This window comes from Chitinophaga sancti, assembly GCF_034087045.1.
GTDB lineage: Bacteria > Bacteroidota > Bacteroidia > Chitinophagales > Chitinophagaceae > Chitinophaga > Chitinophaga sancti_B.
Map to the genome: position 1 here is coordinate 6,882,290 of NZ_CP139247.1, position 25,562 is coordinate 6,907,851.

A 25,562-nucleotide genomic window follows, 5' to 3' on the forward strand; every position below is an offset into this window, starting at 1 on the left:
TGGCGATGGTATTAACCTGCGGCACAGGGAAGTTACCTTATTTTTTTAATTTGGCTTCGCCGTCAGGCGGCATGAATTGCCATAAAAAAAGGTTTTGCCTCTCAGCAAAACCTTTTCCATAAATATTTTCAATCATTATTCTCCATACAGCAACCATACCCACTTCGCCATCATTTCCATCACCATCGGATTGATCGTCTCATCCAGCGTACCATATTCCTCTATCCTGCACGTAGTACACTGCTGGAATAAATGATTCAATCCCACAAAATTCCGCATGGTCAGCATCTCATTTCCACCTGCCTTCAACCCTGCCTGGATGCCCTGCAAATTACTGGTGGCTTCTGTCTCCACATCCTTGCCTCCATTCATAGCCAGCACCGGGCATTTGATCTTTGCCAGGTAAGGCGCGGGGTCAAATTTTAGTAATGACAGCGCCCGTGGCCGGGTATCTGCCATATACACTTCGCGTACAAACTGCTGTTTTCCAGCTAGATTTGTACTATCTCCAAAACGGTTGTACACCAAACCTAAGTAGTTATAAGCAATCGTCTTCCGGGAAAGCGTATCCTTCTGATTCACCAACACCTTCAGGTAAGGCTGATAATATCCTTTATAATCTCTGATACGATCTTTCGAATCACCATAGGAAGCTGCCGTCGTCATCATCCTGTTCAGGTACTGTGTTTGCCCATCTACCCCTGGCGCAGCCATGAGCATCAGATAAGCGATCATCTTATCATTTGCCGCCACCATTTCAGCCACGGCACCACCTTCTCCATACCCTAACAATCCAATTCCAACAGAATCAATATCCTTTCGGCTTCTCAAGTAATCAAGGGCAGCCTGCACATCATTGGCTAAATTGCCGATACTGGCAGAGTCATAATTCCGTGTGCTACTTCCTATACCACGCTGATCAAACCGTAACGTAGCAATTCCTTTTCTTACTAAATAATCCGCTATCACTGCAAACGGACGATGGCCAAAAATTTCATTATCCCTATCCGGATGACCAGCACCCGGAATGAGTATGATCACTTTATATGGCTCCTGTGCTTTGTTACCCGGTTTTGTCAGCGTACCGCCCAGCAGCACTTTATCAATTTTATTGACAAATTTAACGTCCTCAGTATCGTATGCAAACGGTGGCTTTGGCGTCTGCGGACGCTCTGCCGGCAAATCATCTTCCTTCACTTCCTTGCGGGAAAAGTAAATGCTCACCCTGTTGTTCACCTGGTAGAAGAAACCATTGTAGGTATTACGGTTCGTCCATGCACCCATAAATACCACACCAATACGAGGAATGGAAAACTTCAGACTATCGTTTGTCACGGCCACGGTATCCATGTCTACAGGTGCATCCTCTTCATCCGGATTCACCATCTGGCCTTCCCACTCACCATCAACTTTGTCGAAAGTAAGTACTAATCTTTGCTTCTGCCCCTGCGGGGTTTTCAGAATACCATACCATTTCCCGCTAATGTCAGGACCGGATTGTGCAAATACAAATCCTCCCAGGCATAAACCCAGGCAGGTCAAAACCACATATCTAAGCATAAGTTCGTTTATTTCTTAACGACCGCCAGCAACAGGCAAACCCATCCTGCGATGAAGAATACTCCTCCGATCGGCGTCAGAATACCAATAATTGAAGGAAAATCTATTTTTGCGAATTTCACAAATGTAATCAGGTAAAGGGAACCCGAAAACAGGATCACTCCGGTGATGAAGCAGCGTCCGGCCCATTGTGTAAGGGAACCTGGTATATAAACATATAGCAGTGCCACAGCTATTAAAGCCAAAGCGTGGTAGAACTGGTAAGTCACCCCTGTCTTATAAGCCCTCTCCAAAAGCGTCGTAAATGGTTTTTCAGGATCAGCCAGGTCGTAAACCTTAGCCAGGTCATATAACTTATGTGCTCCGAAAGCACCCATTATTACCCCTAATATGCCAAATACGGATGCCCAGATTAAAAAGCCCTTATGCATTATTGTTCAATCTTTTGGTAAATGTATCTAATGTTACGTTGTCAGATTCTGCTATTGTAATTTGTGCCTGTTGATAAAAAGGCTGCCTTTCGGCCAGTTTTTTCTCTACGAATGCCATGATCTCGTCATCCGGCAAATCCGCTATCAGCGGGCGTTTTGACTTCTTACGCTTCAGGCGGTCTACAATCAGGGACAGTTCCGGGTTCAACCAGATAGTGGTACCTCTTTCATTCATCACATCCATATTATCCTGGAAACAGGGTACTCCCCCTCCACAGGAAATCACGAAATGCTCCCCTTCTGACAGCTCCCGCAGCCAGAAACTTTCCTTTGCACGGAAATAATCCTCTCCTTTGTTGGCAAAGATATCACTGATGGACATTTCTTCTGATTCTACAATTACATCGTCCAGGTCATAGAATGGTAACTCAAGATGCTCAGCCAGCTGTTTACCCCAATAGGACTTTCCGGCACCCATAAAACCTAATAAAAAGATTTTCAAGCAGTGTATATTTAAATAGTGAATGCATTAAATGGTCCAGGATAGGCACAGGCCGTCCGCAATTATGTATTGCAAAGATAGTCTGGCTTTTTTATCTGCTTTGTTAAAATTACAGTGCATAAACCCATATGGTTGGTATGGGAATGGCTCTAACTGCATATTTTCCTTAAAATCAACCTTCCCCAGGCCATACCATTTGAACACGGCCTCCTTGGCACTCCAACAAATGGTCTTGTGCGCAAGAGAATTGGCCGGATCGATAAATTCCCGCTCCTTTGGTGACAGGAACTTATGGGAGACTTTCTCAATTTTATCGTTCATACTCTCAATATCTACACCTACCGCACCATCCTGGCTCACAATGGCGGCTATAAAATCGCCGCAATGAGAGATAGAAAAGTGTAAACTATTACACAATAATATAGGTTTTCTGCTTTCCGTGATCTGGATACTATCCAAAGGAAAGCCAGGAAATAGCTCCGTCAACATGTAACGACCGGCAAAATGCTGCAGTCGTTTGTGCGGATGATGTATGGCCGGGGATATGTTCACCCTTTTCCTGAAGAAGGTTTCGTCCTCTCCGATCTGCCAAACCCCCAGCCGGCTGCCGGGAGATATTTGTATCGTACGTATTAATGGCATATCTTGCCAAATTAATACATAATAACCAAAAACAACTTACCCGATCTATGATCCTGTCAGACAAAAGGATATTGGAGGAAATTGAGAAAGGCACTATCGTCATTTCACCTTACGACCGGAAGTATCTCGGCACTAACTCTTACGACGTACATCTGGGCAAGTATCTGGCTACTTATAAAGACCGTGTACTGGATGCCCGCTCGCACAACGAAATTGAACATTTTGAAATAGGGCCGGAAGGCTTCGTACTACAGCCGGGCACACTGTACCTGGGTGTAACAGAGGAGTATACGGAAACGCATGCCCATGTGCCTTTTCTGGAAGGGAAGTCAAGTACAGGACGTTTGGGGATCGATATTCATGCTACGGCTGGTAAAGGTGATGTAGGTTTTTGTAATACATGGACGCTGGAAATTAGCTGTGCACAGCCGGTGAGGATATATGCCGGCATGCCGATAGGGCAGTTGATTTATTTTGTAGTGGAAGGAGATGTAGAGACTTTCTATAATAAGAAGGGGAATGCAAAGTATAATGGACGTACTGTAAAACCAGTGGAGAGTATGATGTGGAAGAATCAGTTCTAAACTTATTTTAAATATCAAGTAAAAAAGCTTTTGCCTTGCGGCAAAAGCTTTTTTACTTAAGGGCAAAGCCTGCGGCTGGTTTAAAAGCAGTGCAGACCTTACGCTTCGAAATTATTTCAACGAATTAATCCACGCCGCTATCTTCAGCGCATCTACCTTCGGCACCTGTGGCATCGGCGGCATTTCTGTCGCATATTCCGGCCAGTTCTGTGGCTTTGGATTCGCAATCAGTTTTAAGATCTGATCACTCGTGTATTTTCTCTTTGCAATTTCTTTATAAGCCGGACCTACCTGGCGCTTGTCAGGATTGTGACAGGCAAGACAAGTGTATTTGGCGAGCAAAGGTTTTACTTCTTCAAATGAAGGGATTTTCTTCCCGGCAGCAGCCGTTGCAGCATTGCCAGTTCCAGCTGTTCCTGTGACAGATGTTCCACCCGCACCAGCTTTTCCGGCAGTACCGGTAGTTCCTTTTGCAGTGGCCGATGTACCAGCCTTTCCCGCTGTAACCGCCGCCTTTTTCACCTTCTCTGAATTGTAAGTACTCACCTGACTCATTGCCAACTTAGCTCCCTGTGGAATATGATGCAATGTGTAATACCCATTATTATGAATCAGTGAATAAAAATGCTCTTTCTCTCTCACACCTTCCAGCACGATATTATGTACATAATCCAGCCGCAGACTATCCACAATAATCCTTGCTTTCAGTCCATCCTCTGACACCTTCACGCCTTTTACAGGACACTGCCCAATATTCACCATCGGACTACCATACACCGCATGATACTTATAAGTGAAGTTCTCTACATGATATGACGCTACATCTTCCGCAGATTTTTTATCTACCGGCAAAGTGAATTCAATCTCAAAACCATCCGGCATTGCCTTGATCGTCTTCATTTCAAACGGCATCTTTTCATTCCACACCAGTCTTTGCAAACCTTCATTCGCCTCACCGGCAGAACCCCAACCACGGTTGGTTTCGCCTACAAACAAAGTATTGCCATCTTTAGCCCATGCCATTCTCAATACACCTGACTGAAATCCCTGGCGGAAGTCAAAAGACACACCCTGGTATTCACCATCTACTTTCTCCATCACCACACGCATGATCTTACTCTGTCCCTGATCACCTACCAGCAACTGACCTGCAAATGGTCCAAAGCTACCTTCAGGGATCTGTACTATCTCAGAGTTGGAAATACCCTGTATACCATGTGGCAGGATCACCGCCGGCAATTGCAGATCAGGAATTTCTTTCTTTACATCCATCAGTGTCACGAACTTTTCATTCACCACATTTTCTGGTTTGATATAACGACCTTCTGCATTTTTAGTACGACGACCATCTACCAGTGAAAAGAATTGTTTCTCTGTAACCTTCACAGGAGAATTCGGTTCCTGTGACCAGCGTAAACCCGCAGGGTGACCGATAAAAGCACCTTTCTTCACCTGCCATACACCACCGGAACCTACCCAGTCACCCTGGTTCTCAGAATAAAACAATTCCCCATTGATCATACCCAACCCGCAGGGAGACCGGAAACCAGTAGCATAAGGCTCCATATGTCCATCTTCAAAAATGTGCATCATCCAACCTCTCCATGGAACACGGCTCTCCCCTCTCCACCATTCTTCATCTCCAAAAGCAACGTTGCCGGATACAAAAAAAGATCCGTCAGGCGCTAATTTAGGACCAAAGCTATATTCATGATAATGACCGGATAGCGGCCATGCATATACAGTTTCGTATACATCTGCCTTACCGTCCATATTGGTATCCATCAGTTTAGTGAGTTCCCCGCGCTGTGCGCAGTACAACGCCCCGTCTTTGTATACGAGGCCCAGGATCTCGTGCAGCCCGCTGGCAAATTTTGTCCAGTAAGGGTTACGGCTATCAGGTCCATGTACCACCCAAATATCACCTCTGCGGGTCGATACACCCAGGTCGCCATTTGGCAATACACAAAGCCCACCTACTTCGAGCAGGATCCCTTCGGGGGCTTTCATTTTTAAGATCTTAAAGTAGTCTTCTTCTTTCGGCGTTTCCTGTGCCCGTGTGGCCATCGAGGTTACGGCCAGCATCATGCCGCAGAGCACCGCCTTTTTTAATATGTTTTTCATGTGCAGGATTCAAAAGATTAAGGAACGATTAGAAAAGAATGGCATAGCTCAGTTTACCGTGGATAGGAATGATCATTTCTTTTCCTCCGGCGGCATCACGGATGATCGGCTTTTCATTGCCGGTATCTTCCAGTTGCAGGTAATAAGCTTTGCCATCTACGATGTACAGATCTTTTGAAACAGGTTCTATTTTGCTACCTGCTACAATCTTTGCATACAGTCCATCTACAGGATTTGCCACGGTTATTTCGCGATGTACACCATGGCCTTCTGAGAGTACACGCACTTCATCCGTTACAGCAGTGCCATAGATCAGGTATTTGAAGGTTGGGCGGTCTTTGTCATCAAGAACATAACCCTTTGGGCGATAACCGGTGCCGGTAGTATCAGTTAGCCAGGTCGCCTGCGCGTTGGCGAGTTTGGCCAGGGTAAAGGAAGGGGTGCCTAAAGTTTGCACAGTGCCACGTGGGCGGGAAGTACCATTGCCTCTGTCATGCCACATAGGGGTAGCGTCGAGGAAACCACCTCGCCATACCTGTGCCAGCAGGCCTCTGTCCATATCATAAGTGTAGTGTACCTGTTCAGGGCTACCTACGTTTACCGCATGAACAATGCGGAGGTTAGGCACGTCCATAAAGCTGCGAAGAACGGTGTTTACAGGGGCGTCTACATAGATAGGATCTACATTGTCACGACGGTTGTTGACCACCTGTGGTTCATTGGCCGCATCTCTTTTTTTGATGCTGATGTTCCTGAAAGCGACGGCACCATGATCACCCTGCAGGCGAAGTGGACCGGTAGCACTTTCTGCACCACCTTCCATCGCGCCACGGGTAGCACCAAGGAGTTCTACATCTTCATGAATAACTGCACCATTCAGGGTAATGAGGAGCATACGTGCATTGGCAATCTTTTTCCCATTGGCGTCGAAGCGGGGCGCCTGGAAGGAAACTTTCAGGTGTTGCCAGAGGCCTGGTGCACGGCTTACATTGTAGCGGGGTGCATGACCTTCGTAACCCTGTAGTCCCGAGGGACGGCTGTCTTCCCATCGCTCATAAATACCGCCGTTATCGCCGGCTGTAGGGTTGGTTTTGCTCCAGCTATCGAGGAGCTGGATCTCGTACCTCCCTTCGAGATATACGCCTGAGTTGGAGCCGGGAGCCATCATATAGTCCAGTTCCAGGTCTACATCTCCATATTCAGCGTTGGAAAAGAGGTCCTGACCCGGGTGTTTTTTGTCCGGGAGGTTCAGGAGTACACCGGTACCTGGGGAAAAGCTCAGTTCATGAGGTTTATCTAAAGCGGCGGCAGCGTCATTGACGATGCTCCAGCTGGGACCTGGGTCATGAAAAGAGGATAAGTCCTGTAGTGGCAGACTGCCGGATTGCGCGAATGCTGGATTGACAAAAGCTGTTCCCATACCACAAAGGCAAAGGAAGCCTGTCAAAGACCGGCTAGCATGATTTTTCGATCTAAGTACCATAACGTTACAATAAAATTGCGCCAAAAGAATAAAGAATGTGAAATTTTAGCGTTGAGACCTTTTGACGATTATGCAATATAGAAATTGAAATTGGGAAGTACAAATGGTTAAGGATAGGCGGAGGATAGTCTGGCTATAGTGAAGTTTTAGTGCTAAAAGGGTATTATAAGTATATTATAAGGGCACTTCATTATCCGGGGGATATTGAGGTGCCCTTTTAGTGACCTATTGGTGCCCTATTGGTGATATGTTGGTAGTATAGTTATATCGAAGGCTCACCCTTACCAGGATGGACCCCGGATGGACATAAGATGGACCTGAAGTAGATTTAAGATGGATTTTTCTGCTTATGATGAACTTCTGGCGATATGTTAGCAGCATGACAAGGGCTAAGACGCACCCTTTCCAGGGTGGACTTAACGTGGAGTTATCCTTTAATAGTGGGCGTATCGCCTTCCTATTCCTTAATAAATGACAAATGAATATTCCGGTAAGCAGGTTTGGCCAACTGCACTTTCAGCTTTTTGAAAGTTTCCATTGGCCCTTTGGTAGCGAAGAGATTTACCAACCAGACAGGAATAGAACCTCCCGGGTCGGTTTCCAGTGTATAGTCAATATACACCATATTATTCTGAAGCGGGGTTAGTACCCACTTCCCATAGGAATTACTAACTCTTATAATATCTTTTTTCTCAGGCACATAATTGTGCACCACAGGGCCATCGATGGTCACCACTCTTGTCTTCGCATCCTGCGTAGCAATCAGGTGCGCTACAAAATCACGATTCGTAATCGGCCATGGCAATGCTACTTCAGAGTAGTAAAATAGTTCAGCTGGACTTACCTGTTTAAGTAAGGAAGCTGATTTCGTACTGTACACCCAATCTTTTGCCGATGAAATATCGAGAATGATAGATACTAACTGACTAAGGGTAGCTTCTACTGCAACTTTAACCCGGATGGCTTTTAAGTTGGAGTTTTCGACTGTCTTCGTGTAGATCTTAATCCCGTCCTTATTGTCTTTTAGTTTCCAGTCATTCTGGGCATAACAAAAAAGGGATAACAGCATAGCCGTGCTAATAATCATTAAACTTTTCTTCATGTCTGTGCCTTGGCCAAAAGGTTGATAGCAAAATGGCCGGGTTGCTTGCAATTTACGGATTAAATGATTCTGGGAAGTTGGGAAGGCGCTTTCCTAAGTGATAGTACACTACATTTTAGCAATATTATAACACTTGTACAGGAAAGCGATTTCCCGGCTATTTAGCTGATCCGGTGGGCTTACTTCCAGCTTCACGAACTTACCGTATACACCACTCTGTGGCCTGCTCCCAGCTTTATGAGCCAAAAGCATATACGATCCCGTGGCCTGCTTCCGGCTTCATGAACTCACTGCATACACTACTTCATGCGCCTCTGTAATATCCGGTACCTCCAGCTTATGTACCAACCGTTGCATAACCCCAGCCGGCACGATAGCCTCCCGCGCACTATTCTGTTTAAACAATGCTTTAAACGGGACTTCAACATATATGACGATTATCTCCGCCGCATATTGTATACACAATGAAATTAATTGTTCCCTCATTGATTGTGTAATATTCGTAGCATTCCACACAAAACCCTGCTGGTTTCTCAGGTATACCCTGGCTTGTTCTTTTGCCTCCTGAATCACCCGCCCATTACCAGATTTATCCGTCGGTGCAATCTTCATACTTATCCTGATAGCATCCAGTGAAACCACCGGCCAGTTTTTGTAATGTTTCTGTACGTAAGTATCCTTCCCCGCACCTGGCAAACCACTCATGATCACCACCTTTGTTTTAGGTTTTTCAAAAGGTACATAGCTACGATCTGTATCTGCTTTTTGCAAATAATTCATCCTTGCATGTGCATTTGAAAAATAAGGCGCCTGCCCCCAGCACTGTTGCTCTTTACACAACTCTTCAAAGCATTCTATTTTATACAATAAGTCCTCCTGGTCCGGACAAATTCTACCCAATACATCCGCCTTTGCAAACAACGCCAGCAAGCGCACATCTACCTGCAAAGCTGCGATGATCAAAGCTTTTGCAGGATCCGATTTTTCAAACACCCACAAAGGCAATCCATGGAAACGCACCAGTTTTGCAATCTGTTCCCTGATCGCAAATGGCGTAGGTATTTCTTTATACAAAATCTGCCGCGTCGTCATTTCTCCTTTGCGCGCATGACCGGGAGACACTACCGAACCATCAGGCAATATTTCCGTAGTTCCTGCTTTCTCTACATCATGCAGCAATGCAGTCGCCCACATAATTTCCTGTGTTTGTACATCAAGTGCCTGATATGCTGGTAAACTGATCAATGCATTTATCACCATTTGCGTATGTATCGCCACATTCCCTTCTGCATGATGCCGTGCATCCTGCGGTGTATCATGCATTCGTTTTACCCATTCATACTGTTGTTCAAGATAATTCCATGATTTATTTTCACTGATAGTCCACATGTTGACCTCCTTCAAAATTTAATCGGGCACGACGCCAGTTGCGCGTCCAGTGCACATCTGTTTTTACGTGCCCTTTTCTTACATATTTAAATACGTGTTCAGCAAATGAAGATACGCGGTAACTACCTGCATCTCTTGTGACCACGCCTTCCATGGTGGCGGGTGCACCGGTGAATGCATCGTGTGCGGCAAAGGCGCCAGGACCTTTGACAATATCGAGTAATTCACTTTCGAATGATTGTTGGGACGCAGGTGTAGTTAGTGTTTTTATGACTGGTACTACCGGCAGATCCAGCATAGCTGCATAAAAGCAGGTTTCTTCCCAACTGAGCCATTGCCCGTTTTCTCTGACTGCAAATACATAAAAATGATAATCGAGATTGCTGTATGCGATAGAGTGAATCGCATATACATTTTCCAGGAAAACTTCCAGATCACCCAGGTCGTTTTTTATTATCTGCCAGTAACGTCGCAGACTCTCTGTCCAGGGCGATGTAGTGGGCGCTACATGTGAGCGCGCAAATACACCATGCCTGGAAAGACAATTATTTTCACCGTCCAGTTTTTCCGTATGTATAAGTGTGGGTATAGTGCTGATGTATTGCCAGTAATCATGCTGGATACGATCATCACTGGTGGTACCCGGTGAGAACGGAAAATGGTAGGTACGGCCATATTTTTCTGAAATAGCCATGTTGTTCAGGGTTTGGATTAGACAAAAGATTCACAGGCCATGCCTGCAAGGGTGCAGGTGGCGGGAGCAGTGGTTAATATGCCTGTGAGATTACATGGCGCAAGGTTTGAATTGTTTTTTTATTGGGCGCAAAGATAGGTATTTTTCAGGCATGTAATTTGATTTTTTAATCGTAGAACTAAATTGTCTACAATATGAAACACAGATTCATGCCATTGTTGTTGGGGATAATATTGTTGGGCGCGAGTTGTGTGCCGCCACGTCATGGACGGCCACCAAGACCACCCAAACCACCAGGACCACCTCATGGAGCTATTCATGTTGAGACACCGGATACTACTTTCAAAACACCGGTAGTCGCAATACGATAAAAAGAAAGAGCGTGTATCAAAAGTTAAAGTGCTGCTAAAAAGTTAGACACTTCAATTTGATACACGCTCATTTCATTCGGATACCTGATGAAGCCAGATTCCATTTATGAGATTCTCAGGAGTTTCATTGAAGGATGATACCCCATTTTAATTATTTTGTCCTCGTTTCTTCCTGTAACTGATGGATGATCGCATCCAGTTTTTTAGGATCTTTCATATAAGGAGAAAGATCAAATACCTCTATTTTTCTAAAATCAGTCGGCGCACTTTCACTCTGTATAGAGATCGTACCTTCCGTCAGTAAACGTCCTTCTTTCAACAGCGCAGGATCAGCACCTGTCACATTTCCACCACCTACCTGTGGCTTATTGTATACAATTACCGTATCGTTAAATACAATGTGTTTGATCACAGAGTCACCTAACACCAACGCACCTACTCTTACCCATTGCTCTCCATCATATGTTTTAGATGTACTGGTAATACAATGCTCTGTAATAAACTTTCCATTGATCACAACATTGGTACCCGGCGTACATAAATTCGCGGTAGAACGGGGGTCTTTACCATTACCACCTAACAACTGGTTTTCCAGAGAAATAGGAAAATCCTGGTTCAAACCCATGCTGGCAGCGCTTTGCCCATGCAGCATCAGCCCATTATTACGAAGTGCCCAGGCTGGTCCACCCTTCACCTGTTCACCCACAAATCTATACTCTGCAATCAACAGGTATGCAGAAAAATTCTTCCTGTAAAACATGTGTCCATACAACTCGCCCCATTCTTTATATTGGTCATAGCGCACTTGAAGAATACCGTTTTCTACGCGGAAAGTATTGCCGAAATTATCATTCAGTTTATGACCCCTGATTTTAATATCCCAGTTTTTCAGATCTTTCCCATTAAAAAGCTGCATCCATCCTTTTTTAGTTTTTTGCTGGGCCGAGCAGGCGAGGGACAACAGCAGGCAGCCAACAGTCAACAGTTTTTTCATAACTCTGTTTTTGATTTTAGAAGTATTAAGATATGTCATGTTGACAATATTTCATAGTGGGTTGGCATGTTATTGGGGCAAGACTCATAAAATGTATTCGCATGAAAATACTGTTTACACTCATCCTTGTCCTCATATGCCATTTTTCTTTCGCCCAGGATTCCTGGCAACAACGCCTGCAAAAAGTATTGTCCCAATTGGATACGGCAAAAACCTTTGGTACATGGCAAAATAATATTGATGCGCTTGAGGCTTTGGTCAAAGCAGATCCCAACGAATTCCTATTACAATATTATACAGGCTGGGCATATACCCAATCCAGTTTTCAGGCCCCAAGAGGACAAGCTGAACCATTGACTGATAAAGCTGAGTCATATGTTAAAAAAGCCTTGGATATGCAGCCAACAAATACAGAAGCACTCACATTAATGGCTTACTGGTTGTCTGCAAGGATCAATGCAAGTCCTACCAGAGGTGTGACACTGGGATCTGATAGCAAGGAATATTCTGACAAAGCGATTGCTGCTGATAGCACAAATCCACGTGCTTACCTGCTAAAAGCACTAGTGGTGTACCACACGCCTGCCTTCTTTGGTGGTGGCAAAAAGAAAGCGGCCCCACTGGTTGCAGAAGCTGGCCAGCGATTTGCGGCATTTAAACCGGATAATGCCTTAGCCCCTCATTGGGGAAATGACATCTATCAACAACTGGCCGCTGATTACAAAGACTAGCAGTCTGTGAATTTCAATACTCAATTAAAATTCTTAATAATTACTGATTATCAACTACTTGAACCTTTAGCAACATTTTAGTATTACCAATTGTAAATGTGTTATTTATGAGTAAGTATAATCATCCTTTGAATGGTCATGGCGAACCCAGAGCCACAGCCTTATATGAACACTCCAATATACTGAATGTAAGTAAACCCGGTCGGATCGCTTCTATTGTAGGCGGTGCGCTGATGACTACCAGCGCTATTAGTCAGGTAAACAAACACCCCATTCGTAGTTTGCTAAGACTGATTACCGGTGGTTATCTCTTATACAGAGGTATTTCAGGAAATTGCCCTATTTCCGCAGCAGCAGGCAGAAGCTCGTCTGATAAACACAATAGTGCGATCAACATTCGTACGAAATTCATTGTAGACAAGCCCCGTTTTGAAGTGTACAGTTTCTGGCGTGCTGTAGAAAACCTACCGCATTTTATGCGTCATCTTGCGGTAGTAACAGAAAAAGACAGTCATCATTCACACTGGGTAGCTACCGGCCCTGGCAAACTAGGTACCATAGAGTGGGATGCAGAGATAATTAAAGATGAACCTGGTGATATGATCGGATGGCGCTCTGCTCCGGGGTCAGACCTGGTAACTGCGGGCAAGATCACATTTAATGATGCGGTCGGTGGCGGTACCGAAATGGAAGTGATCATCACCTATCGTCCACCAGCGGGCTACGTAGGCACAGGACTGGCGTGGATACTGAATCCTGCGTTTGAAAACATGATCAGGAAAGATATTCTGAGATTTAAAAACTATGTGGAAACAGGAGAAATTACGGCACTATAGTGCAGGGTTTCACATTATTTTCACATTCAACAGGCCGTGTCTGGCCTGATATTTGGCACACAATACATGCATTTTGTTTAACCTTTTAAACTATTTTTATGAGCACAATGAAGTTAATATACGGCGCATTAGCAGGATTGGCAGCAGGAGTTGCAATCGGAATATTGACAGCACCAGATAGTGGTGAAGAAACAAGGAAAAGAATCAGAAGGTCGGCTCATGATGTGAATAATCGTTTCAGACGTATAGTTGGAAAAGGTGCGGATGGTTTGTCAGAGCTGAAATATATCTTCGAAAACGAAACGACAGGCTTGAAAGATGATGTGAAGGAACGTGTACTGAAGATTATAGATGAAAGCAATCAATCTTATACAAAGTTTAAGAAAGAGGCGCTTTCCTAAAAGCACATAAACGGATGGCCACGCGAATAAAATAGAGAGGTCCTGCTGAGTGAGCAGGACCTCTCTATTTTATGGCAGGTAAACCTTATTTCATGAAAAATAAGCGTTATTTATAGCCAGTGAACTTTTTTATTCCACTAATAATGAATTAATGAGTGCATTGAATTCCTTCTTAAACGCCTCATAGTGCTCTCCCGTACCAGGCCCGGAAAAACCAGTATGCACTTCCTTCACATTTCCTTTTTTATCTATAAAAATAGTCGTCGGGAACCCTTTGATTCCCGTCAACTGTGGCAATGTCTTTTCTGCTTTTTGCGGATCTCCCGGTGTTACACCTGTGATCAATACTGGATAAGTCACATCGAATCTTTTCAGGAATCCTGCAAGGGCTTTCTGAGATGTTGCAAAATCAGTCGTTCTTTCATAAGAAAGACCAATTACTTCTACCCCACGGGCTTTATTTTCCTTGTACCAGGTACTTAAGAAACCGGTTTCATCCATACAGTTTGGACACCAGCTACCCATCAAAGTGATCACCACTACTTTGCCTGTAAAACGCTTATCATTGATGCTTACTTTTTTACCATTCATATCAGGGAAGGTAAAATCGAGGCGGTTATTCCCCGGTTTGGTAGTGGCCAGAGAACGTTCATCAGGCAATGCAGCTTTATCATCTTTGCGGGCTACCCATTGTTCTTTACCGGCACCAATGCCGGCATAGAAGGTGCCATTTTCAAGATAACCGTCTTTTACCAATGCAGTAAAGTAGTAAGCATGGGAACCATCGAAAGTAGAGAGTTTCAGACTATCCCCGTCTACAATACCTTCCAGGAAACGGTAGTCGCCTGTAGACGTGAGGAAGGTACCTGTTACCTTGCTGCCGGTTTGTTTAAATTCACCAACAGCGTAAGAAGAATCTGGTTTATTTGCGTTAAAGAACCAGGTAGCATAGCGACCGGTTATATTGAGTGTAGGAGGTGCTTGTGCATGAAAGCGTTCTTTCACATTGTATGCAGCAGTAAAAGGAATCGTCACCTCTCCGGCAGGCAGATGACGCACCCATACCCCTTCCAGACCGCCATTCCTGATGGCAGCTTTGAATTCGGAATCGAAGAACGGCATTTTGATGAATACAGAATCGCCTTTCAGTTTCACATCGTCTACGAGCATGCGATCCTTCGCATTGAGGATATAGATCACTTTCTTATGCGCACTGTCCTTCACTTCAAAGTTAAACACGATATCTGCGCCATCTGCACGATGCAGGCTACCTTTCCAGGTGCCGGCAGGCAGGTTCCCTTTTTCCAGGCTTTTACCGAACATAAATGCTGGCAGTAACGCCAGTAACCAACAATGCTTAAGCATGAGTATAGTCTATTAGTTTTGTGGGGTAAAGATAGGGAATTAATACCGCGCGCCAAAAAGCATGCTGCCGATACGGACCATGGTACTTCCTTCTTCGAGCGCGATGGTGTAATCGCCGGACATGCCGATGGAAAGTTCGGTGAGCGCCTCCCCTTCTGGTGCAAAGGTAGCTTTAAGCTGTGTTTGCAGGTCTTTTAAGTGCCTGAATTCAGCTCTTACCTGATCGGGGTTATCGGTGTTGGTAGCCATGCCCATAAAGCCGGCAATCAGGATATTTTTGAATTTATCTGCCTGCGCTTTCCATTGCGTGAGGAGGTCGGTGAGTTCGTTTTCGTCCAGGCCGAATTTGGTCTCTTCTTCGGCGATGTGCACCTGAAGGAGGCAACGGATGGTACGATTACTTTTAGCTGCCTGTTTATTGATTTCTTCCAGCAGGCGCAGGCTATCAACTGCGTGGATCATGGAAACGAAGGGAGCGATGTATTTTACCTTGTTCGATTGGAGGTGGCCGATGAAATGCCATTCAATATCGTTTGGAAGTACAGGGTGTTTTTCCTGCAACTCCTGTACGTAGTTTTCGCCAAAAATACGCTGACCGGCATCATACAGCGCCTGTATGTCGGAGGCTGGTTTTACTTTGGAAACCGCGACGAGTTTAGCCTTATGAGGGGCCAGTTCGCCGATGATCTTGTTATAAGCGGGTAAATTTACTGACATGCCGCAAAGGTAGTAATTGTGGCCTGTGGTGGCAAGAGGGAATTCTTTTTGGGTCTTACCTTGCGGGGGGCTTAGTCAGTACGGCTGGCATGACTATGATGACTCGTCATACCAGTATTATCCAATGACGGTGTGGAATCATCCAATCCACTGAAATCGGGTCCGCTATTGTCAGGTACTGTATTATCTATAAAGGTTCCTCCATCGATATCGCCGTCTTCCTTCCCTCCTTTACCTTTTTTATTACCGATAGCATTATTCAGCGATACCAATGCAATCATAAATGCCACTGCTGCTGCTGAAGGTGCGATAAAAATAAAAGGAATGGAAATAACAATCGCGAGCACTGTTATTATCAGGAAATGGGTGAAATCGTTGGAGGAATCTTGTTTATTAGACATAAAATTGGGTTTTAGCCGAGTATACTGCGCCCGATCACGATCCGCTGCACCTCACTGGTACCTTCATAGATCTGTGTGATCTTGGCATCCCTCATCAGGCGCTCTACATGGTACTCTTTCACATAGCCATATCCACCATGAACCTGCACTGCCTCTGTCGTAACCCACATCGCTGTTTCCGAGGCAAACACTTTCGCCATCGAGCCACTGAGGGTATAATCTTTATGTTGATCTTTCTCCCAGGCTGCCCTGAAACATAGCAACCGCGATGCTTCTATACGGGTAGCCATATCCGCCAGTTTAAACTGGATGGCCTGATGTTGACTGATTTCTTTACCGAAAGCCTTGCGTTGTTTGGAGTAGTTGACTGCTAATTCGTAAGCGCCGGAAGCGATACCCAATGCCTGGGAAGCAATGCCGATACGGCCACCCGCCAGTGTTTTCATGGCGAACTTAAAACCGAATCCATCTTCTCCTATCCTGTTCTGCTTAGGTACTTTTACGTCCTGGAACATAATGCTGTGGGTATCACTACCCCTGATCCCCATTTTATTTTCCTTGGCCCCTACTGTGACACCGGGACTGTTCTTTTCTACGATCAGGGCATTGATGCCTTTGCTGTTCTTGTCAGGGTGGGTCTGAGCGATTACAAGGTACACACTTGCACTGCTACCATTCGTGATCCAGTTTTTCGTACCATTGAGGAGGTAAAAATCGCCCTTATCTTCGGCAGTGGTGCGCTGTGAGGTGGCATCGGAGCCGGCTTCAGGCTCGCTGAGCAAAAATGCACCGGTGATTTCACCTGTGGCAAGGGGTACCAGGTACTGCTGTTTCTGTTCCTCGGTACCATACTGCTCCAGGCCCCAGCAAACTAATGAATTATTTACGCTCATACATACAGAGGTGGAAGCATCTATTTTGGAGATCTCCTCCATAGCCAGCACATAGGAGATCGTGTCCAGGCCGGCACCTCCATATTTTGGATCTACCATCATTCCGAGAAATCCCAACTCTCCCAGTTTTTTGATCTGCGCTGCGGGGTATATTTGTTTCTCATCTCTTTCTATGACGCCGGGTAAAAGTTCATTTTGTGCGAAGTCCCGGGCTGCCTTTTGAATCATCAGGTGCTCTTCAGTGAGTTGAAAGTCCATGGAATTTACGTTTTGTTGGAGTTATTGATATAAACGAATTTATTGTTTTTATACTTCTGAATTCCACATTTAGTCTTTATCCATTTTTATCATGAAAATATTAAAGATTATTTGAAGATAGCTGTCCCTTATTGGAATTATTATATGTTTTCACGCGGGTATGTATATACCTCCACAGTTTAACCGGCTGCCCGTTCATTTAAAAACCATTAGCTTGCTAAACAGGAATAACATCCTTTTATGAAAAATATTAAGATCATTGAGGTGAAATCAGAGATTGGCGCGGGAACACGTGGCGCCAGCCTGGGTGTGGAAGCGATCAAGATAGCTGCGCTGGACTTCATGAGCAACTTTTTTGTGCATTTCCCTACTGAAACAATTGAGACAGAAAATAAGCTGCTCTTTGAACCGATAGAATCCCCTTATGCAAAAAGGATTAAAGGTACCCTGACTTTGTATGAAAGGATCAGTAAGAGTGTGTGTGAAACAGTGAAGGCGAATTGGTTTCCGGTTGTTTTATCAGGAGATCATAGTACGGCGGGAGCTACCATTGCAGGGTTGAAGATGGCGAGGCCGAAGGCGAAGATAGGAGCGATCTGGATTGACGCGCATGCGGATTTACATACGCCGTATACTACGCCTTCAGGGAATATGCATGGGATGCCGGTGGCAATTTCAATTGCAGAAGATAACCTGGATTGTAAGGTGCATGATCTGGATGATAATACGGTGAAACAGTGGGAGGCACTTAAAAATATTGGCGGGATTGCGCCGAAAGTATTGCCGGAGGATATTGTGTTTATTTCATTACGTGACTATGAGAAGGAGGAAGAGGCGTTGATAAAGCAGTATGGGATGAAGGTGATTACTACCAATGAAGTGAGGAGAAAGGGTGCGGAGCAGGTGGCGAGAGCGGTGTTTAGGTATTTGAGTGATTGCGAGTATATATACGTGTCGTTTGATGTGGATAGTTTGGATAGTTCTATTTCGAAAGGAACCGGTACACCGGTGACGAATGGGCTACGAGAGAGGGAGGTAGAAGATCTGATAGCGAAGTTTATGCAGCATAGAAAGATATGTTGTTTTGAGATAACGGAAGTGAATCCGACGTTGGATAAAGAGAATTTAATGGCGGAGATTGCCTTTAATATATTGCAGCGAAGTGTGAATGTGCTGTTGATGAATTAGCAAAAAAAAGGCGTTTACCTTCGGTAAACGCCTTTTTTTGCGCGGAAGGGATTATTTTTTGCCAGAGGCAAAAATAATCCCTTCCGCATTTATCACGGATTCGTATGCTTCATCCTGATCAGGTTCGCCACCAACCCGGTCCAACCCGTCTGATGCGCAGCACCCAACCCTTTCCCGCTATCTCCATGAAAATATTCATGAAATTGTATCAAATCAGCAAAATGCGGATCGCTCTGCAATTTCTCATTATTCCCAAACACCGGCCTGCGACCATGTTCATCCTTCCTGAATATCTTTAATAACCGATCCGCCAGCAAGGTACCCACTTCCTTCAATGAATAATAACAACCGGAAGATGTCGGATATTCTATCCTGAAATCATCTGTATAGAAATAGTGAAACTTACGCAAACTCTCTATCAGCAAGAAATTCATCTGTATCCACACAGGGCCCCGCCAGTTAGAATTACCTCCATAAGTGATCGTATCACTTTCTCCCGGTACATATTTTACGATTAATTCTGTTCCATTTTCATACAGCCGATAAGGATCCGCCTCATATTTTTTAGACAATGACCTTATTCCATACTCGCTCAGAAACTCCGTTTCATCCAGCATCCTGTACAACAACCGCTTCATACGATGCCCACGCAATAAACTCAGCAAATGTTTATTCTCCTTCCCCTCCTCATACCACCTTGATACCAGCTGTGCCAGGTCTGGCCTGTGTCGTAAAAACCAGGACATGCGTTCCGCAAAAACAGGGTTATTTGCCAACGCTTCTTTTGAAATAACTTCCACCGCACAAAGAGGAATCAATCCTACCATACTTCTGAACTTCAACTTCACAATACGATTATCCGGCGCCCGTAACTGATCATAAAAGAACTCATCTTCGTCATCCCACAACCCACTATTCCCCGTACCCATACTCGCCATTGCACCAGCTATGTACATAAAGTGCTCAAAGAACTTCGTCGCCATACCATTGTAGACCTTATTATGATTACACAATTCTAATGAAATGTGCAACATATTCAAGGCATACGTCGCCATCCAACTGGTTGCATCTGCCTGCTCTTCACGAATACCATTCGGCAATGGCAGACTTCTGTCAAACGCACCTATATTATCTAATCCCAGGAAGCCACCTTCAAAAATGTTACTCCCATTACTATCTTTCCTGTTCACCCACCATGTGAAATTGATCAGTAATTTATGAAACAATGCTTCGAGAAAATGATAATCCTTCTCCCCCTTTAATGCCGCATCCTGCTTAAACACACGGTATACCGCGCCTGCATGTACAGGTGGATTCACATCTCCAAACGCCCACTCATATGCAGGAAACTCTCCTGAAGGATGCATGTACCACTCCTCTGTCAACAACAATAATTGTTGCTTTGCAAAATCCGGATCCACCATCGCCAGGGTCACACAATGGAAAGCCAGATCCCACGCCGCATACCAGGGAAACTCCCATTTATCAGGTACGGAAATGATATCTTCATTCACAAGATGTTTCCATTCTTTATTGCGGCCATTCCAGCGTTCCGGAGGCGGTGCCGGTTGTGAAGGATCGCCTTCCAGCCAGCGCTGTACTTTGTAGTAGTAGAACTGTTTATTCCACAGCATACCTGCTAATGCCTGACGCTGTATCAGCTTTTCATCTTCATCTTTAATCTCTGCCTGCAATTCTTCATAGTATGCATTTGCATCTGCAATCTTCGCAGCAAAGAGATCATCAAAACCTGCAAAAGGTTGTTCCTTGGCCTTATCCGTTAATCTTAATTTAATAGTATGAGAACCATGTGCCGGCACAGAAATATCATAATGCACCGCAGCCTTCGTACCCTTTTTATCAGGATTTACAGAAGATGCACCATGCAGGATATAATCATTGATCCCATCCTTTGCATAAGGTGTGATGGAATCTATATTATACAATCTTTTATTGTTGGATTCATTTTCACAAAACAGCATCTCCTGCCCTCCTTCCTGGTACAGGTACTGTACCTGTAATTTCTCATGATCGAACCGAATAGTAGTAGCATCCTCCTGCCACAAAGCAGGTTTATAAGGTCTGCGCCCCCACACCCATGTATTCCGGAACCATACAGTAGGCAATACTGTTAAAGGTGCATCCTCATTACTTCTGTTATGAATCGTGATTTTGACAAGCACATCATCCATATCCTCCTTTGCATATTCTATGAAGATGTCAAAGTATTTATCTTCATTAAAAAGCCCGGTATCAATCAGCTCATACTCCTCTTCCGCCTTGCTCCTCCGGGCATTCTCCTGTACCAGTTGTTGGTAAGGATATTCCTGCTGTACATATTTATACAGCATTTTCATATAGGAGTGTGTGGGTGTTGCATCCAGGTAGTAATAGAGTTCCTTTACATCCTCCCCATGATTCCCTTCAGCATTGTTCAGTCCGAAGAAGCGTTCTTTCAGAATAGGGTCTTTCTTATTCCAGAAAGCCAGTGAAAAACACAAAAGCTGTCTTTCATCGCAAATTCCCCCAATTCCTTCCTCCCCCCATCTCCACGCTTTACTTCTCGCCATATCATGCGTTGTATAATCCCATGAACTGCCGCTACCGCTATAATCTTCGCGTACAGTTCCCCATTGTCTGTCACTCACATAAGATCCCCATTTCTTCCAGCCTTTTATCTGAAGGCGTTGTTGTTCCTGATTCATCGTATGCTGCTTTTAATCAGTGAATGTGGAAGTAGGCTACCAGCCATCCCACTACTTCACTATAACTACGTATTCCTTTTTCCTGTTTATTCGCCTTCAGGTACTGATCATAAATCATAGAAGTATAATCATCTACCGGGCTGCTATATCTGCGATAGAAATTCTTTAACTGATGGTAATCTTCATGCACACCGGGTACGGCTTTCTGCCACAAATTCTTCGCCATGGTGGTATCCTGCCAGCGCAACTGCCTGATACTGTACATAAACATCTCGAAATTAGCAGCGTATCTGAACCGGACATCCTTTGCATGACCTGCTACGAGGTAACCGACAAAATTAGCCTCTTCTTCCGCCCCATATCCCAATTGATGTGCCACTTCATGACAAATCGTAAACGGGTGCATAAAACCCGGCGTAGTAGCATTTACCTGTGCTTCGCCGGTAAAGGGATTGAGGTAGCCCCCTACATTCATATAATTCATCCAGGTACCATACAGGGAAGTCTTGAGACAGGGATGCGTATATTTCAGCACCGGCCACTGCTTTGCCGCCTGATCATAGGCGACCACTGCCCGCTGAAAGAGCTGTGCACTGTCCGCCCCCGGGCGTGTGGCGTAAAGTGTATCACCCATTTCTATCCTGTTCGCATTTACCTGTTGCAACAGGGTATCTGCCAGTTTATACAATTGCTCCGTACCGTACTCATTTACTTCCAGTTGCATATCTTTTTCCAGCGAGTAACGGTCATAGTTAAATCCCCACAACACCAGGAAGGCAAGATATAATGTCGAAACAGCACTTATTCCCTTCAGAAAGTATAAAAAACTTTCCTTCCATTGGGTTTTGATCAGTTTATAACATAATTTTAACAAATAAATGCTACCTGTTATAACCCAGGCAGCATAAATTACGTCGCCAACACTAAAGGGTATGGATCCCAATGCCGCCCTTAATAAGTTACTTATCCAAAAGTAGAACCTATGAAAATACCACCCTTCAAAATGATGGCTGAATATGAACAGTCCCTTCAAAATAATGATGCACAATATTGTTACCAAAATACGTACTCCTATGTGCCTTATCTTTGTATTTGTATCCATACTAATCAGCGCGTAAAATGACAGATGAGATCTTATTGGACGAACTTACGACAGCGCTTTCCTGCCAGTCAGGAGTGAAAATACACATTAATTGCGCAGAAAAAATATCCGGTGGAGATATTAACGAAACATATAAGCTCTCCACATCTGACGGAACGTTGTTTCTGAAAATGAACGATGCGCATATCTATCCTGACATGTTCCTGCGGGAACTGAACGGACTCAATATACTCCGTAATACCAATGCCATATCCGTACCCAGGCCTCTGGCCACAGGTACCGTGGGTGACAAAGGTTTCCTGGTCACTGAGTTTATGGAAAAAGGCGGCGTGACGCCTGACTTCTGGGAAAACTTCGGTGCAAGCCTGTCAAGAGTACATCGCCAGACGCAGACATACTACGGATTTCAGGAGACCAATTACATCGGTACCCTCAAGCAATACAATACGCCTTATAGCAGCTGGCCGGTGTTCTACGCCTTTAACAGGTTACAACCACTTACCAGGGCGGCCTATGACCAGCAGGTGATGGACAAGGCAATGGTAGTACAGATGGAGCACCTGTGGAAGCAGCTGCCAGCTATGTTTCCCGACGAAAAGCCAGCATTACTGCATGGTGACCTCTGGTCAGGTAACTTCATGGTGGGCAAAGATGGCAAGGCATGTGTGTACGACCCTGCGGTATATTATGGAAACAGGGAAATGGACCTGGCTATGACCAGACTGTTTGGTGGTTTTGATACCCGCTTTTACTTCAGCTATCAATCCATGTATCCGCTGGCTGAAGGATGGCAGTCCAGAATTGGTGTGTGCCAGTTATATCCGCTCATGGTGCACCTGCTCTTATTCGGAGGTAGCTATTATAATAATGTGAAAGAAATTCTTGACGAATTCTGATTACTGGTAGATCTTCATTCTATCGTACTCTGCCTCAATAATTGGATAGAATTTTTCCACTTCTTCCGAAATATTGGCAAACAGCGCATCTACCTCTTCAGGAGGCAGCACTGTATTTGCATTCAATGTATTTTCCAGGTTCTGCATACGGGCACTAATCCATGTAAGTCCCACCATAGAGAAATTGGGTTTCAGTTTGTGCACCTGAAATTTCAGGAGTTCCCAATCCCGTGCATTTACTAAAGCCTGAATCTTCACCAGTTCTTCCCTGATCGTTTTCAAAAATATTTCAAAGAGATCCGCCGCGTACGAAATATTGTTCTCATACAGGGTATTGAGGTACTTTACATCCAGGTCCTTGTGGAACTCAAAACCAGACATGTTGTTTGTTTCTTCCATTATAAGTTCAGTTTCGTCTTCATTCAGGTATTTATTCAACACCTGTAACAATTGATCGGGGGTATACGGTTTCGTTAGTATATCGGTGATACCGGCCTGCCTTGCCTGGGTAAAAGTACTTTCCATGGCGAGGGCAGTAGTGGCTACCAGTGGAGTAGCTACGTTCGGTTTATCTTCATCTTCACGGATCAGGCCAGCCAGCTCCAGGCCGTTGAGTCCGGGAATCCGGATATCGATCAGGACCAGGTCATACTGTCTTGAATTCAAAAAATAAAGTGCATCCGGGCCATTGGTGGCCAGCTGGTGCTGCACGTTATATTTTTCCAGCAGGCAGTTAATGTAATGAAGGTTCATCGCATTGTCCTCAATCACAAGTACACTTGATCCTGAAAAACTGGCCTGTTTATGGCGCGATCCAGCTCTGGGTGTGGTGACGGCCGACTTCCGGGTATCGATAAAGGGCAGGTTGAACGAAAAACAGGTATTGTAGCCCGGTACTTCTTCCACACTGATGGTACCGCCCTGTAGTTCAATCAGTTGTTTGGAAATGGCGAGTCCCAGACCGGTGCCGCCATATTTTTCCTTGATTTCCTGTTCTGCCTGTTTATAATTTTTAAAGATCAGTTCCAGTTTGTCTTTACTGATGCCGATACCCGTATCACATATACGAAAGCGTACCCACACTTTGTCGTCCTGCCAGCTTTCCGGGGTCACGCGGATGGCAATCTCCCCTTCCGGCGTAAATTTTTCTGCATTACCTAACAGGTTCATCAGGATTTGGTTCAAAAGCGTATCGTCTCCGACCAGCCGATTCTGGATAAGGGTATCGATAGTCGCAGAAATTTTTACAGGACGCTGACCCAGTTTGAGCTCAAAAGTGTGCCGGAGAGAATGTACCAGGTCGGTGAGGTTAAACTCCCGCTGATTGACCTGAAACTCCCCTGCTTCGATCTTGGAGATATCAAGAATATCGGAAATCAGTCCCAGGAGGATATTGGAACTATGTTTTAATATATTGATATAGTCCTGCTGACGGCCGTCGAGGTTCGTTTCTTCCAGCAGGTGGGTCATACCGATAATGACATTGAGGGGGGTACGAATTTCGTGGCTCATGCTGGCCAGAAATTCTTTTTGTGCACCCCGGGCCTCTTCAGCCTGCTGCCGGGCCTGCTCCAGGGTTGCCTGCTGTAGTTGCCGGCGTGAAATGTCAGTTACCTTCCACATGCTGCCATTAAAGACCCCGTTGTGCCAGAGCGGCGTATAGTTCAGTTCGAAAATGCGGCTGTCGGAAAAAAGGAGTTCCTGTCCAAAGTAGGGATTTTTCTGTTTTACCAGGTCTTCTACGGTGGCCAGAAAGGCTTCAGGATTCCGGGCCCCCCTGGCCAGGTGCCGGACGATGGTAGCAAAGGGCAAACCAGGCAGCAGGTCAATATCTTTTCCTGTATATTGTTGAAATACAGCGTTTACCCACACGAGGTGCTGCTCCGCATCGAGGAGTAGGATACCGGCATTGGTGTGCTGGAAATAGACGCTGATTGGCAGTGAAAATATGTCCGGCGGCGAAATGCTTCGGGTAATGGGATGTTTTCTCGTACCTTTGATCCGGGCCATTGGTTATGAATGGAAAGTGTACAGTGATGCTGATTTTATACAGCACGAATATAATAATTAATTAATTGGTTTTCACTAATCTAGCTGTACAAACCTATAATTCAGGCAGATGTGAAAAAGCGAATGTAGGAAATTTTTGCATTTGCAAATATTTGGTTACCTTTGCATCCCTCTAAAAGTGAG

At 44.9% G+C, this 25,562-nt stretch carries 24 protein-coding genes; 7 read left to right on the forward strand and 17 right to left on the reverse strand.

What is annotated here, in order from left to right; translation table 11 throughout:
* Positions 1-135: 135 nt before the first annotated feature.
* From SIO70_RS27650 to SIO70_RS27665, 4 genes are read right to left on the reverse strand one after another with little or no spacing between them, the layout of a single operon-like run.
* Positions 136-1,560 (reverse strand): alpha/beta hydrolase, encoded by a 1,425-nt coding sequence (locus SIO70_RS27650; RefSeq protein WP_320576315.1) that lies wholly within the window; start codon positions 1,558-1,560, stop codon positions 136-138.
* A gap of 8 nt (positions 1,561-1,568) precedes the next feature.
* On the reverse strand, positions 1,569-1,991 hold the full coding sequence (locus SIO70_RS27655) for a DUF423 domain-containing protein (protein ID WP_320576317.1): 423 nt from the start codon (positions 1,989-1,991) through the stop codon (positions 1,569-1,571).
* A complete protein-coding gene (locus SIO70_RS27660; RefSeq protein ID WP_320576318.1) occupies positions 1,984-2,493 on the reverse strand; it encodes a shikimate kinase in 510 nt (169 codons plus the stop codon). Before SIO70_RS27660 ends, SIO70_RS27655 begins: the two co-directional genes overlap by 8 nt.
* Positions 2,494-2,520: 27 nt before the next feature.
* Positions 2,521-3,135, reverse strand: a complete 615-nt coding sequence (locus SIO70_RS27665) for a 4'-phosphopantetheinyl transferase family protein (protein WP_320576320.1) — start codon at positions 3,133-3,135, stop codon at positions 2,521-2,523.
* Between the two features lie 47 nt (positions 3,136-3,182).
* Here SIO70_RS27665 and dcd point away from each other — a divergent pair, with 47 nt between their 5' ends.
* Positions 3,183-3,719, forward strand: coding sequence for a dCTP deaminase (gene dcd, locus SIO70_RS27670; protein WP_320576322.1), 537 nt, complete (start codon positions 3,183-3,185; stop codon positions 3,717-3,719).
* 111 nt (positions 3,720-3,830) lie between these two features.
* Here the strand turns inward: dcd and SIO70_RS27675 are convergent, their stop codons facing one another.
* From SIO70_RS27675 to SIO70_RS27695, 5 genes are all read right to left on the reverse strand, one after another.
* Positions 3,831-5,843: a hypothetical protein gene (locus SIO70_RS27675; protein ID WP_320576324.1), complete on the reverse strand. Its 2,013-nt coding sequence runs from the start codon at positions 5,841-5,843 to the stop codon at positions 3,831-3,833.
* A 28-nt stretch (positions 5,844-5,871) separates the two neighbouring features.
* Entirely contained in the window at positions 5,872-7,263 is a 1,392-nt protein-coding gene (locus tag SIO70_RS27680) for a DUF1080 domain-containing protein (protein WP_320576326.1), read from the reverse strand.
* Between the two features lie 520 nt (positions 7,264-7,783).
* The gene (locus SIO70_RS27685) at positions 7,784-8,428 is read right to left on the reverse strand and encodes an START domain-containing protein (RefSeq protein WP_320576329.1); all 645 of its coding nucleotides are present in this window, start codon (positions 8,426-8,428) and stop codon (positions 7,784-7,786) included.
* Between the two features lie 279 nt (positions 8,429-8,707).
* Positions 8,708-9,817, reverse strand: a complete 1,110-nt coding sequence (locus SIO70_RS27690; RefSeq protein ID WP_320576331.1) for an AAA family ATPase — start codon at positions 9,815-9,817, stop codon at positions 8,708-8,710.
* Positions 9,801-10,511, reverse strand: coding sequence for an RNA ligase family protein (locus tag SIO70_RS27695; protein WP_320576333.1), 711 nt, complete (start codon positions 10,509-10,511; stop codon positions 9,801-9,803). The genes SIO70_RS27690 and SIO70_RS27695 overlap by 17 nt, the downstream gene beginning before the upstream one ends.
* 194 nt (positions 10,512-10,705) lie before the next feature.
* Between SIO70_RS27695 and SIO70_RS27700 the strand changes: the two genes are divergently transcribed.
* Positions 10,706-10,882, forward strand: coding sequence for a hypothetical protein (locus SIO70_RS27700; RefSeq protein WP_320576335.1), 177 nt, complete (start codon positions 10,706-10,708; stop codon positions 10,880-10,882).
* A gap of 151 nt (positions 10,883-11,033) precedes the next feature.
* Here the strand turns inward: SIO70_RS27700 and SIO70_RS27705 are convergent, their stop codons facing one another.
* Entirely contained in the window at positions 11,034-11,876 is an 843-nt protein-coding gene (locus SIO70_RS27705) for a DUF1080 domain-containing protein (protein ID WP_320576337.1), read from the reverse strand.
* Positions 11,877-11,977: 101 nt separating this feature from the next.
* On the opposite strand from SIO70_RS27705, the gene SIO70_RS27710 reads away from it, so the two are divergent.
* The 3 genes from SIO70_RS27710 to SIO70_RS27720 all read left to right on the forward strand — a co-directional run bounded on the left by SIO70_RS27710 (position 11,978) and on the right by SIO70_RS27720 (position 13,844).
* Positions 11,978-12,607 carry a hypothetical protein gene (locus SIO70_RS27710; RefSeq protein ID WP_320576338.1) on the forward strand — a complete coding sequence of 210 codons (630 nt, stop codon included), beginning with the start codon at positions 11,978-11,980 and terminating at the stop codon, positions 12,605-12,607.
* Positions 12,608-12,714: 107 nt separating this feature from the next.
* The gene (locus SIO70_RS27715; protein WP_320576340.1) at positions 12,715-13,443 is read left to right on the forward strand and encodes an SRPBCC family protein; all 729 of its coding nucleotides are present in this window, start codon (positions 12,715-12,717) and stop codon (positions 13,441-13,443) included.
* Between the two features lie 98 nt (positions 13,444-13,541).
* The gene (locus SIO70_RS27720) at positions 13,542-13,844 is read left to right on the forward strand and encodes a YtxH domain-containing protein (protein ID WP_320576342.1); all 303 of its coding nucleotides are present in this window, start codon (positions 13,542-13,544) and stop codon (positions 13,842-13,844) included.
* Between the two features lie 129 nt (positions 13,845-13,973).
* On the opposite strand, the gene SIO70_RS27725 is transcribed toward SIO70_RS27720, so the two are convergent.
* The 4 genes from SIO70_RS27725 to SIO70_RS27740 form a co-directional block, all read right to left on the reverse strand.
* Positions 13,974-15,209, reverse strand: coding sequence for a TlpA disulfide reductase family protein (locus tag SIO70_RS27725; RefSeq protein ID WP_320576344.1), 1,236 nt, complete (start codon positions 15,207-15,209; stop codon positions 13,974-13,976).
* Between the two features lie 39 nt (positions 15,210-15,248).
* Positions 15,249-15,926, reverse strand: coding sequence for a YggS family pyridoxal phosphate-dependent enzyme (locus SIO70_RS27730; protein WP_320576345.1), 678 nt, complete (start codon positions 15,924-15,926; stop codon positions 15,249-15,251).
* 71 nt (positions 15,927-15,997) lie between these two features.
* Positions 15,998-16,327 carry a hypothetical protein gene (locus SIO70_RS27735; RefSeq protein WP_320576348.1) on the reverse strand — a complete coding sequence of 110 codons (330 nt, stop codon included), beginning with the start codon at positions 16,325-16,327 and terminating at the stop codon, positions 15,998-16,000.
* Positions 16,328-16,338: 11 nt separating this feature from the next.
* Positions 16,339-17,478, reverse strand: a complete 1,140-nt coding sequence (locus SIO70_RS27740) for an acyl-CoA dehydrogenase (RefSeq protein WP_320576350.1) — start codon at positions 17,476-17,478, stop codon at positions 16,339-16,341.
* Between the two features lie 240 nt (positions 17,479-17,718).
* On the opposite strand from SIO70_RS27740, the gene SIO70_RS27745 reads away from it, so the two are divergent.
* On the forward strand, positions 17,719-18,666 hold the full coding sequence (locus SIO70_RS27745) for an arginase (RefSeq protein ID WP_320576352.1): 948 nt from the start codon (positions 17,719-17,721) through the stop codon (positions 18,664-18,666).
* 92 nt (positions 18,667-18,758) lie between these two features.
* Here SIO70_RS27745 and SIO70_RS27750 read toward each other — a convergent pair whose 3' ends face one another.
* Both SIO70_RS27750 and SIO70_RS27755 read right to left on the reverse strand, forming a co-directional pair.
* On the reverse strand, positions 18,759-21,371 hold the full coding sequence (locus SIO70_RS27750; RefSeq protein ID WP_320576354.1) for an MGH1-like glycoside hydrolase domain-containing protein: 2,613 nt from the start codon (positions 21,369-21,371) through the stop codon (positions 18,759-18,761).
* 16 nt (positions 21,372-21,387) lie between these two features.
* Positions 21,388-22,473, reverse strand: coding sequence for a DUF3810 domain-containing protein (locus SIO70_RS27755; protein ID WP_320576356.1), 1,086 nt, complete (start codon positions 22,471-22,473; stop codon positions 21,388-21,390).
* A 17-nt stretch (positions 22,474-22,490) separates the two neighbouring features.
* Here SIO70_RS27755 and SIO70_RS27760 point away from each other — a divergent pair, with 17 nt between their 5' ends.
* Entirely contained in the window at positions 22,491-23,369 is an 879-nt protein-coding gene (locus SIO70_RS27760; RefSeq protein WP_320576357.1) for a fructosamine kinase family protein, read from the forward strand.
* Here SIO70_RS27760 and SIO70_RS27765 read toward each other — a convergent pair whose 3' ends face one another.
* Positions 23,370-25,379 (reverse strand): ATP-binding protein, encoded by a 2,010-nt coding sequence (locus tag SIO70_RS27765; RefSeq protein ID WP_320576358.1) that lies wholly within the window; start codon positions 25,377-25,379, stop codon positions 23,370-23,372.
* Between the last annotated feature and the right edge of the window lie 183 nt (positions 25,380-25,562).

Bases quoted from the DNA above. Each gene is read 5' to 3' on its own strand.
- SIO70_RS27740 (WP_320576350.1), bottom strand. From the start codon at position 17,478: ATGGACTTTCAACTCACTGAAGAGCACCTGATGATTCAAAAGGCAGCC.
- SIO70_RS27695 (WP_320576333.1), bottom strand. From the start codon at position 10,511: ATGGCTATTTCAGAAAAATATGGCCGTACCTACCATTTTCCGTTCTCA.
- SIO70_RS27720 (WP_320576342.1), top strand. From the start codon at position 13,542: ATGAGCACAATGAAGTTAATATACGGCGCATTAGCAGGATTGGCAGCA.
- SIO70_RS27735 (WP_320576348.1), bottom strand. From the start codon at position 16,327: ATGTCTAATAAACAAGATTCCTCCAACGATTTCACCCATTTCCTGATA.
- SIO70_RS27750 (WP_320576354.1), bottom strand. From the start codon at position 21,371: ATGAATCAGGAACAACAACGCCTTCAGATAAAAGGCTGGAAGAAATGG.
- SIO70_RS27680 (WP_320576326.1), bottom strand. From the start codon at position 7,263: ATGGGAACAGCTTTTGTCAATCCAGCATTCGCGCAATCCGGCAGTCTG.
- SIO70_RS27730 (WP_320576345.1), bottom strand. From the start codon at position 15,926: ATGTCAGTAAATTTACCCGCTTATAACAAGATCATCGGCGAACTGGCC.
- SIO70_RS27685 (WP_320576329.1), bottom strand. From the start codon at position 8,428: ATGAAGAAAAGTTTAATGATTATTAGCACGGCTATGCTGTTATCCCTT.
- SIO70_RS27655 (WP_320576317.1), bottom strand. From the start codon at position 1,991: ATGCATAAGGGCTTTTTAATCTGGGCATCCGTATTTGGCATATTAGGG.
- SIO70_RS27765 (WP_320576358.1), bottom strand. From the start codon at position 25,379: ATGGCCCGGATCAAAGGTACGAGAAAACATCCCATTACCCGAAGCATT.
- SIO70_RS27755 (WP_320576356.1), bottom strand. From the start codon at position 22,473: ATGGATACAAATACAAAGATAAGGCACATAGGAGTACGTATTTTGGTA.
- SIO70_RS27745 (WP_320576352.1), top strand. From the start codon at position 17,719: ATGAAAAATATTAAGATCATTGAGGTGAAATCAGAGATTGGCGCGGGA.
- dcd (WP_320576322.1), top strand. From the start codon at position 3,183: ATGATCCTGTCAGACAAAAGGATATTGGAGGAAATTGAGAAAGGCACT.
- SIO70_RS27725 (WP_320576344.1), bottom strand. From the start codon at position 15,209: ATGCTTAAGCATTGTTGGTTACTGGCGTTACTGCCAGCATTTATGTTC.
- SIO70_RS27665 (WP_320576320.1), bottom strand. From the start codon at position 3,135: ATGCCATTAATACGTACGATACAAATATCTCCCGGCAGCCGGCTGGGG.
- SIO70_RS27760 (WP_320576357.1), top strand. From the start codon at position 22,491: ATGACAGATGAGATCTTATTGGACGAACTTACGACAGCGCTTTCCTGC.
- SIO70_RS27710 (WP_320576338.1), top strand. From the start codon at position 11,978: ATGAAAATACTGTTTACACTCATCCTTGTCCTCATATGCCATTTTTCT.
- SIO70_RS27705 (WP_320576337.1), bottom strand. From the start codon at position 11,876: ATGAAAAAACTGTTGACTGTTGGCTGCCTGCTGTTGTCCCTCGCCTGC.
- SIO70_RS27700 (WP_320576335.1), top strand. From the start codon at position 10,706: ATGAAACACAGATTCATGCCATTGTTGTTGGGGATAATATTGTTGGGC.
- SIO70_RS27715 (WP_320576340.1), top strand. From the start codon at position 12,715: ATGAGTAAGTATAATCATCCTTTGAATGGTCATGGCGAACCCAGAGCC.
- SIO70_RS27675 (WP_320576324.1), bottom strand. From the start codon at position 5,843: ATGAAAAACATATTAAAAAAGGCGGTGCTCTGCGGCATGATGCTGGCC.
- SIO70_RS27650 (WP_320576315.1), bottom strand. From the start codon at position 1,560: ATGCTTAGATATGTGGTTTTGACCTGCCTGGGTTTATGCCTGGGAGGA.
- SIO70_RS27690 (WP_320576331.1), bottom strand. From the start codon at position 9,817: ATGTGGACTATCAGTGAAAATAAATCATGGAATTATCTTGAACAACAG.